Origin of the sequence: Desulfosporosinus acididurans, from assembly GCF_001029285.1 — a bacterium.
GTDB lineage: Bacteria > Bacillota > Desulfitobacteriia > Desulfitobacteriales > Desulfitobacteriaceae > Desulfosporosinus > Desulfosporosinus acididurans.
This window is the reverse complement of the sequence record NZ_LDZY01000036.1, coordinates 1-7,757: the sequence shown is the minus strand read 5'-3', so window position 1 is coordinate 7,757 and position 7,757 is coordinate 1. Positions and strand designations below refer to the sequence as shown.

4 protein-coding genes, 15 tRNA genes and 1 rRNA gene are annotated in these 7,757 nt (G+C 44.4%); 2 read left to right on the top strand and 18 right to left on the bottom strand.

Translation table 11 applies throughout. The annotated features are described in order from the left end of the window. The 17 genes from DEAC_RS21775 to DEAC_RS21695 form a co-directional block, all read right to left on the bottom strand. Positions 1-888: ribosomal RNA gene (locus tag DEAC_RS21775) — 16S ribosomal RNA — on the bottom strand; the annotation flags it as partial. A 578-nt stretch (positions 889-1,466) separates the two neighbouring features. Further along, a complete protein-coding gene (locus DEAC_RS24925) occupies positions 1,467-1,568 on the bottom strand; it encodes a hypothetical protein (protein WP_427846291.1) in 102 nt (33 codons plus the stop codon). A 423-nt stretch (positions 1,569-1,991) separates the two neighbouring features. After that, positions 1,992-2,065, bottom strand: a tRNA-Gly gene (locus DEAC_RS21765). Positions 2,066-2,070: 5 nt separating this feature from the next. Further along, positions 2,071-2,147 (bottom strand) — tRNA-Ile (locus DEAC_RS21760). A 1-nt stretch (position 2,148) separates the two neighbouring features. Then, a tRNA-Asn gene (locus DEAC_RS21755) sits at positions 2,149-2,223 on the bottom strand. A gap of 7 nt (positions 2,224-2,230) precedes the next feature. Continuing rightward, positions 2,231-2,321: transfer RNA gene (locus DEAC_RS21750), tRNA-Ser, on the bottom strand. A 16-nt stretch (positions 2,322-2,337) separates the two neighbouring features. Continuing rightward, positions 2,338-2,422 (bottom strand) — tRNA-Leu (locus DEAC_RS21745). A gap of 6 nt (positions 2,423-2,428) precedes the next feature. Beyond that, positions 2,429-2,504 (bottom strand) — tRNA-Thr (locus tag DEAC_RS21740). A gap of 14 nt (positions 2,505-2,518) precedes the next feature. Beyond that, a tRNA-Arg gene (locus tag DEAC_RS21735) sits at positions 2,519-2,595 on the bottom strand. Positions 2,596-2,600: 5 nt separating this feature from the next. Then, positions 2,601-2,675 (bottom strand) — tRNA-Gly (locus tag DEAC_RS21730). Between the two features lie 6 nt (positions 2,676-2,681). Continuing rightward, a tRNA-Lys gene (locus DEAC_RS21725) sits at positions 2,682-2,757 on the bottom strand. Positions 2,758-2,761: 4 nt separating this feature from the next. Next, positions 2,762-2,836, bottom strand: a tRNA-Gln gene (locus DEAC_RS21720). Between the two features lie 38 nt (positions 2,837-2,874). Further along, positions 2,875-2,949 (bottom strand) — tRNA-Met (locus tag DEAC_RS21715). A 17-nt stretch (positions 2,950-2,966) separates the two neighbouring features. Then, positions 2,967-3,050: transfer RNA gene (locus tag DEAC_RS21710), tRNA-Tyr, on the bottom strand. Between the two features lie 20 nt (positions 3,051-3,070). Further along, positions 3,071-3,146 (bottom strand) — tRNA-Asp (locus DEAC_RS21705). An 8-nt stretch (positions 3,147-3,154) separates the two neighbouring features. Further along, positions 3,155-3,230: transfer RNA gene (locus DEAC_RS21700), tRNA-Val, on the bottom strand. A gap of 17 nt (positions 3,231-3,247) precedes the next feature. After that, a tRNA-Glu gene (locus tag DEAC_RS21695) sits at positions 3,248-3,323 on the bottom strand. 190 nt (positions 3,324-3,513) lie between these two features. Here DEAC_RS21695 and DEAC_RS21690 point away from each other — a divergent pair. Both DEAC_RS21690 and DEAC_RS21685 read left to right on the top strand, forming a co-directional pair. Beyond that, entirely contained in the window at positions 3,514-4,797 is a 1,284-nt protein-coding gene (locus tag DEAC_RS21690) for a multiheme c-type cytochrome (RefSeq protein ID WP_047812174.1), read from the top strand. 15 nt (positions 4,798-4,812) lie between these two features. Next, positions 4,813-5,724, top strand: a complete 912-nt coding sequence (locus tag DEAC_RS21685) for a hypothetical protein (protein ID WP_047812173.1) — start codon at positions 4,813-4,815, stop codon at positions 5,722-5,724. Positions 5,725-6,454: 730 nt separating this feature from the next. On the opposite strand, the gene DEAC_RS21680 is transcribed toward DEAC_RS21685, so the two are convergent. Next, on the bottom strand, positions 6,455-7,123 hold the full coding sequence (locus tag DEAC_RS21680) for a Crp/Fnr family transcriptional regulator (protein ID WP_047812172.1): 669 nt from the start codon (positions 7,121-7,123) through the stop codon (positions 6,455-6,457). Between the last annotated feature and the right edge of the window lie 634 nt (positions 7,124-7,757).

The window sequence follows — 7,757 nt, the reverse complement described above, 5'->3', positions numbered from 1 at the left end:
TGTGTTAACTCCGGCACAGGAGGGGTCGATACCCCCTACACCTAGCACTCATCGTTTACGGCGTGGACTACCAGGGTATCTAATCCTGTTTGCTCCCCACGCTTTCGCGCCTCAGCGTCAGTTACAGTCCAGAAAGTCGCCTTCGCCACTGGTGTTCCTCCACATATCTACGCATTTCACCGCTACACGTGGAATTCCACTTTCCTCTCCTGTCCTCAAGATACCCAGTTTCCGATGCACTCTCAGGGTTGAGCCCTGATCTTTCACACCGGACTTAAATACCCGCCTACGCGCCCTTTACGCCCAATAATTCCGGACAACGCTCGCCCCCTACGTATTACCGCGGCTGCTGGCACGTAGTTAGCCGGGGCTTCCTCCTTAGGTACCGTCATGTCTCCTCCATATTCCTGAAGAAACCGTTCTTCCCTAAAAACAGTACTTTACAATCCGAAGACCTTCATCATACACGCGGCGTTGCTCCGTCAGACTTTCGTCCATTGCGGAAGATTCCCCACTGCTGCCTCCCGTAGGAGTCTGGGCCGTGTCTCAGTCCCAGTGTGGCCGTTCACCCTCTCAGGCCGGCTACTGATCGTCGCCTTGGTAGGCCTTTACCCCACCAACTAGCTAATCAGACGCGGGTCCATCCATCATCGACAGCATATTCAGAGGCCGCCTTTCCTTATACGTTGATGCCAACCTATAAGCGTATCCGGTATTAGCCCTCGTTTCCAAGGGTTGTCCCGGTTTGTTGGGTAGGTTACCCACGCGTTACTCACCCGTCCGCCACTAAGATCCTTCTAAGTAAACTTAGAATTCTCTCCGTTCGACTTGCATGTGTTAAGCACGCCGCCAGCGTTCGTCCTGAGCCAGGATCAAACTCTCCAAAAAAGTTATTTCAACTTCCTTAAAGAAGATGATGACTTGCTCATGATTCCATGATTCTTTTGAAACTCTTCCGAGTTTCTCTCATTGGCTGTCCTTGTTGTTTAGTTTTCAAAGACCAGTGTTACCCTAACTTAAAATCCAGAAGAATTTTAGTGTAGGAATCCGCCGACGTGCTTTGTTGTATCTTAAATACTTATTACCATGTCCTGCGGCGCTTAACTATAATAGCATTTTTAAAGTCTCTTTGTCAACTATTATATGCAATATATTTTTTTGTGTTAATCATTTTTTAATTGCTGGTTGGTGAATTTCCCTCACCTGCACTTTGTTTGGAACGAAAAAACGTGACGACTAAGTAGTATCGTACTATTTTAAAATGACGTTCTAGGGGCTTCCGGCGATCCCATAATGCATGTCTCAAGGGTATCTCGTTAGAGATGCCTCGCCCGATAGGCGTGAGTCCATCATTTCGGTAAGACCGGCAACTCTATGCATTTGCCGCATACAGGCCAGGTTCATAGCATCTACTACTTCTCACCTTAGGCAATCCGTAGATACTTTGGCTCTTCTACATATACTTCTCAAAACACTCCATATTTGTAATTGCTCAAGATATTCTTGGCTCCGTGTATATCCCGATGTTCTCGATATCTACAAGTACACCTGTAATTTCCAGAGGAGATTTTCTTTCTTCTCCCACAAACAGGACATGTTTGTGTTGTATAGCCAATTTATAGTTTAGGTAGGTAATGGTTCGTCCAAAATGCCACTGAGACATTTTTTGATTATGTTTACGTGAACGTTTGTGCTTGTTCTTTTCATTTACCATCTTGATGCTGCTCATACCAAAAATGAACCTTTTCCCCATTGTCCTGTAAATATCTGTTTAATTATCCCTGTGCCATGAAGAGCCCATTAATATTTTACCAAGTTATCAACAGTTACGATATATTTCTTTTCTTTTCTTTTCTTTTCTTTTCTTTTCTTTTCTGTTCTGTGTGACAAAAAAAGTGTGCTGATGCACACTTATACTTATCCACAGGTCCAAAATATATACTTTCCTATACAATATAAAACCGCACTATCATAGTGCGGTATTTCTCTTTTGGAGCGGGTGATGGGAATCGGACCCACGTAGCTAGCTTGGAAGGCTAGTGCTCTACCATTGAGCTACACCCGCATATTTGGTAGCAGGGGGGGGATTTGAACCCTCGGATGAGCGGGTATGAACCGCTTGCCTTAGACCTCTTGGCTACCCTGCCATGGCTCCCCGAGTAGGACTCGAACCTACAACCTACCGGTTAACAGCCGGTTGCTCCACCATTGAGCTATCGAGGAAAATATATGGCGGAGAAGGAGGGATTTGAACCCTCGCGGCAGTTACCCACCCTAACGGTTTAGCAAACCGTCCTCTTCAGCCACTTGAGTACTTCTCCATAGTATTTACGTGGTTGGTGCGGAAGACGGGACTTGAACCCGTACGGTGTTACCCACACGCCCCTCAAACGTGCGCGTCTGCCAGTTACGCCACTCCCGCAATAAATGGAGCCATTGACCGGGATTGAACCGGTGACCTTATCCTTACCAAGGATACGCTCTACCAACTGAGCTACAACGGCAAATTCTTAATGAATGGTGCGCTCGGAGAGATTCGAACTCCCGGCCTTCTGATTCGTAGTCAGACGCTCTATCCAGCTGGGCTACGAGCGCACATTTGGAGCGGGTGACGAGATTCGAACTCGCGACTTTCACCTTGGCAAGGTGACACTCTACCACTGAGTTACACCCGCGAGTGTTGGTGAGCCATCCGCGACTCGAACGCGGGACACCCTGATTAAAAGTCAGGTGCTCTACCGACTGAGCTAATGGCTCATCATGGCTGGGGTGGCTGGATTCGAACCAACGAATGCCAGAGTCAAAGTCTGGTGCCTTACCGCTTGGCGACACCCCAGTATATTATTAAGTCTGGATTACCCAGGCTCAATAGCTTGGTTGCGGGGGCCGGATTTGAACCGACGACCTTCGGGTTATGAGCCCGACGAGCTACCGCTGCTCCACCCCGCGTCGAGAGTGATAATAAATGGTGGGCAGGGATGGATTCGAACCATCGTACCTCGCGGAACAGATTTACAGTCTGTCGCCTTTAACCACTCGGCCACCTACCCATTATTTATTCAGTTAAATATGGCGACCCCGATCGGAATTGAACCGACGATCTCCTGCGTGACAGGCAGGCATGTTAACCGCTACACCACGGGGCCACTAATTTTGGTGGGCGATGACAGGTTCGAACTGCCGACATCCTGCTTGTAAGGCAGGCGCTCTACCAGCTGAGCTAATCACCCGAAACTATGATACAATTTGGTGACCCGTACGGGATTCGAACCCGTGTAGCCGCCGTGAAAGGGCGATGTCTTAGACCGCTTGACCAACGGGCCACTGTTTTTTGGAACTTTTTTAGTATAGCCGAAGCTGATAAAAATGTCAACAACTTTTCAAGATTTTTTTTTTAGAAGTTTATATCTATGCTTTTCAAGCCTATCAAAAGTGTATATTCTCCACGGCAAAAGAAATACTACCAGCAACTAAACACCCATTAAAGGAGGTGCTCCGGTAAAACCGAGCTATATGAGCCACAATAAATTCTGGAGAAATCTAATTTTAGCTTTGATTATTACTATTGGATTAGGCTACTTATTTTCAATATGGAATACTTCTAATTCCAATAGGATTAATCCCACCTCTCCTTCCTTTGCGGGGAACGGTGGAAGTTGTCTTTCCTGTCATAACCAAACAACTCCCGGAGTTGTTAAACAATACGGCGTGAGCAAACATGCTGCTAATAAAGTGGCTTGTATTGATTGTCATCGCGGAGATCCGGGTGGGAAACAGACAGTAAACCACTACGATAATAATATTGTCCTCCACCCAACACCTCAAAGCTGTTCCCGCTGTCATCCTGCTCAAGCTGCTCAATTTGACCATAGTAGGCATAGTGCAGCTGCTTGGTATGCCCAAACCGGTGCTTCCGCTTTTACTGATCAACAACTTAAACGTTACGGTCTATCGTCGACAGGAAAGTATAACGATCTTTATCATATGGAAGGGCCTGATATTACTAAAATGGCTTGTGAAGTGTGCCATGGTATCGGTAAGCCGAACGCTGATGGGTCATTCGGCGACTGTGCTAAATGCCACCAAGGACATTCCTTTTCCTTAGCGCAAGTCCGTAAGCCAGAAATATGTGGGTCTTGCCACCTAGGGCCCGATCACCCTCAGAAGGAGATTTACGAGGAATCAATTCATGGAACGATTTATGCCAATAAGGGCTCTACCTGGGCCTGGAATGCACCGGTCGGAACTCTGTCCAGTAAAAACTTTGATGCTCCAACATGCGCTATTTGCCATATGGCTTCTTTTGGCGCTGCACAAGGAACTCATGACGTTGGTCAACGTCTTAGTTGGATGTTAACTCCAGCTCAAGCTCAAAAACGAACTGATTGGGAAACACATCGAGTTAATATGCAAACAGTTTGTTTAGAATGCCACGCAGAATCTTCGATTAAAACTTTATATGACAATGCTGACAAAGTAGTTTTAAAAGGCAACGAAAATATTAAAACCGCTCAGGATATCATTAAAGGTTTGAAGGACGACGGGTTAATTCCCGCAGCTCCCTTTTCAAGTTCTATTGACTTTAAAGGATTTGAAATTTGGCACCATGAAGGTCGTCGGATGAGATTTGGTGCCTTCATGAACGGTCCGGATTACGTACAATGGCATGGAATCTATGAACAACTAATCGACCTGACCGAGCTTAAAGAACAAGATGCCGCTCTGAGAAATAAAGGAACATTTAATACGACCTCGACCCAAAATACGAGTAAATCGACTAAAGCAGAAGGTCATTAAAAAGGAGAATCGTCTATGAAATCCATATCTATGAGGCGCTATTCCTATCAATGGATCACCCGGCAAGCCCTCCAGATACCAATTGACAAAACGCGCCTCCTCCTTTTTTTCCTATGTATTAACTATCTGATTGTTTTTGTTGATGTTTTAATTGCTCATGCTGAAAACCGTTTTTTTCCCAGCTACGAATGGATTCCAATAATTTTCTCCCCGCTAGCGGCTCTTAGCACTATCTATTTGCTTCTAAAGCCCAAATCAGGATTCCCTAAGTATCTTAACATTTTAATTCACTCTATGGGAGCTTTGATCGGGATCATGGGCTTTGGCTTTCATCTTCAAGCCGTTTCGGCGGGGGATAACGTCACTTATGCGGGATTGATAAGCGGGAACCCCGTCTTTGCTCCCTTAGCTTTTGTTGCTTTAGGGATCATTGGCATAATAACTTCCCTCGATGATCATCCGGCCCATCGAAAGTATAACCTTACTCAAAAAACCCGTTGGCTGCTTCTGGCAACCTCATTCTGGTTTCTGGCCACAGCCTTAGTCGCCTACTTTGACCATGCCCGCACAGGTTTCGAAAATCTCTACACATGGTTCCCATTTTATGTTGGAATCTTTGCAGCCTTAGTTTTGTTTTTTCAAAGCTATAGTTATTACGAACGAAGGTTATCTGTCCTTTTAGGTGTTACCATGGTAATAAGTTTTATCGTGGGATTAATGGGATTCTCTTTTCACCTTACTTCTGATTTAGCAGGGCGTGGTGTCATTCAATGGTCAAGAGTCTTTTATCAAGCTCCGGGCTTAGCTCCGCTTTTATTTTGTGATTTAGGTCTATGGGGAATCCTTGTTTTCTTAGATCCTATTGAAGAAAGCTCGGCGTCTAGTATTGACACTCCCACGGCTAAAGCCGATGGGATTCTTGGGTGATTAAACCGAAGTGCATTTCTGCTATCGGAGTGTGACCCCAAGTTAAGGGCTATGCCATTAGCCCGTCCTAGAGCAGTACACAATGGTACTCTAGGCTGATAGCCTGTTACCAGCTACCACAGTTTCTTTGAAAACGATCGTTTTAACGTCTTTTTCTTGACGACACATAAAGTTTTACCTGATAGACGCATTAGCTATCAGAACCTCTTACTCTATCCAGTTTTCAAAGATCAAACTAATGTTAGTTTATCATAGAGCTAAGACATTTACATTTACATGAAATTACGAAGCCGGCCTTCATCCCACGATTGAAACCGTGGGCTTTCGGCTACGTTTCTGTAATAACTAAGACTAAAACCTCGTCTAAAACCAAGTTTGAACTATACTGAATTTCAAAGGGCTATTTTAGAGTTCCAAATAAGCTGAAAATAGAGAGTGAGCTCGCTTACGCTAAAGCTGAACATTGGGGCTTCAGATACAATAATGTCCAAAGGACATTATTGCCGAGCCGCCTTTCCCAACAGGAATACTTAGCGGCGAAGGAGGACTCTAGCCCACCTGAAGTTAACAAAGGATCCACCACCACTTATAGATGTGGGGGCCTTAAAATCCGGAAAAAATCAACAGCCACTATATAGAGCTAACATTTTGGTTAAGTGTTGCTATATATAGTGGCTAAAAATTGCCCTTAAAAACAAAAAAATAGACTAGCATTTTGGCTAGCCTCTCTCTAAACTATCCATTTTATTAATTTATCCGCATCAAGAATGTACATTTCTCGCCCTTCAATAGATATACTGTTTTCTTGCTTAAACGTATTGAGCAGCGAGGTTACAGTTTGTCTTGTAGTTCCTATCATACAGGCTATCTCTTCATGTGTTAAGCGTAATGCAATCTTAGTCCCTGCTTCAGTTTCAATCCCTGCTCTCTCAGACATTTTCAATAATAACATCGCAAGTCTGCCAGGTACTTGCCAACATACCATTTCCTGAATAATAGCCTCTGCCTCTCTCATTCTTATACCTAGAGTAGTAGCAACTTTTATTGCTATGGACGGTTGTTTTTCAAGCAATTCCTCAAAGCGCGATTTACGTAGAACAACTAAAGTTGAATCACTGATCGCTCCAGCAAAACAGGTGCGTTCTCCGTGATACAAGGTTTCAGCGAGCCCCATTAGCTGACCTGGACTCCGCATGCTTCCTACTGTGACTTTCCTGCCGTCCGGGGTAATTCGGTAAATCTTAACGAACCCCTTCTCAATTAAATAAATTCTATCAGCAGTATCCCCAGCGGAGAAAATAATCTGACCCTTTTGATAATGATTGAGTGTACCATATTCTCTAATGAGTTTTTTCTCGTGCTCATCAAAAGCTAAAGCGTCGTAATTAATATTTTCCATATCATTATTCCCCCATACAATAACAGTTTAACACACTTCTATTAAAAGATACTAGAAATTATATTTGAACATTACCTACTTTCTCAGGATATTGCAGATATTTCAATTCATCTTCGTTCATATCTGATCACCCTTACATCCTAGCACACAAATGATTATTATTTAGTCCGTTAGAAGCTTATCTATAAAACTGCTAAAAATGGCTTGTCATTAATACAAAAAGATCAGTATAGATCATTTTTTTACTCGATGCCCAGGAATAAACTTGTATTCCTAATATCCTTTTCATCACTTCAAATTGTATCCACTACCCTCCAGAGAATCACTTCGTGGCGAAGTACGAGCTTATTGCCACCTTGCGTCAAGTGACGCCTTCTCCTGCAGTGTGGGACCCAATATCTAACACTTCTTTCATAAAACACAAACAGACTACCATTATGGCAGTCTGTTGCTTGTTCACCTGGCGATGACCTACTTTCCCAGGGGCCTGCGCCCCAAGTATTATCAGCCCTGGAACGAAAGGCGGATGAGCCTTTCGCCACACTGCGTCCCCATACGCATACTCCTGCAGTGTGGATCCTTAACTTCCGTGTTCGTGTATACGAAAAGCACGAAAGCCTCCGGTGGAGGGTTT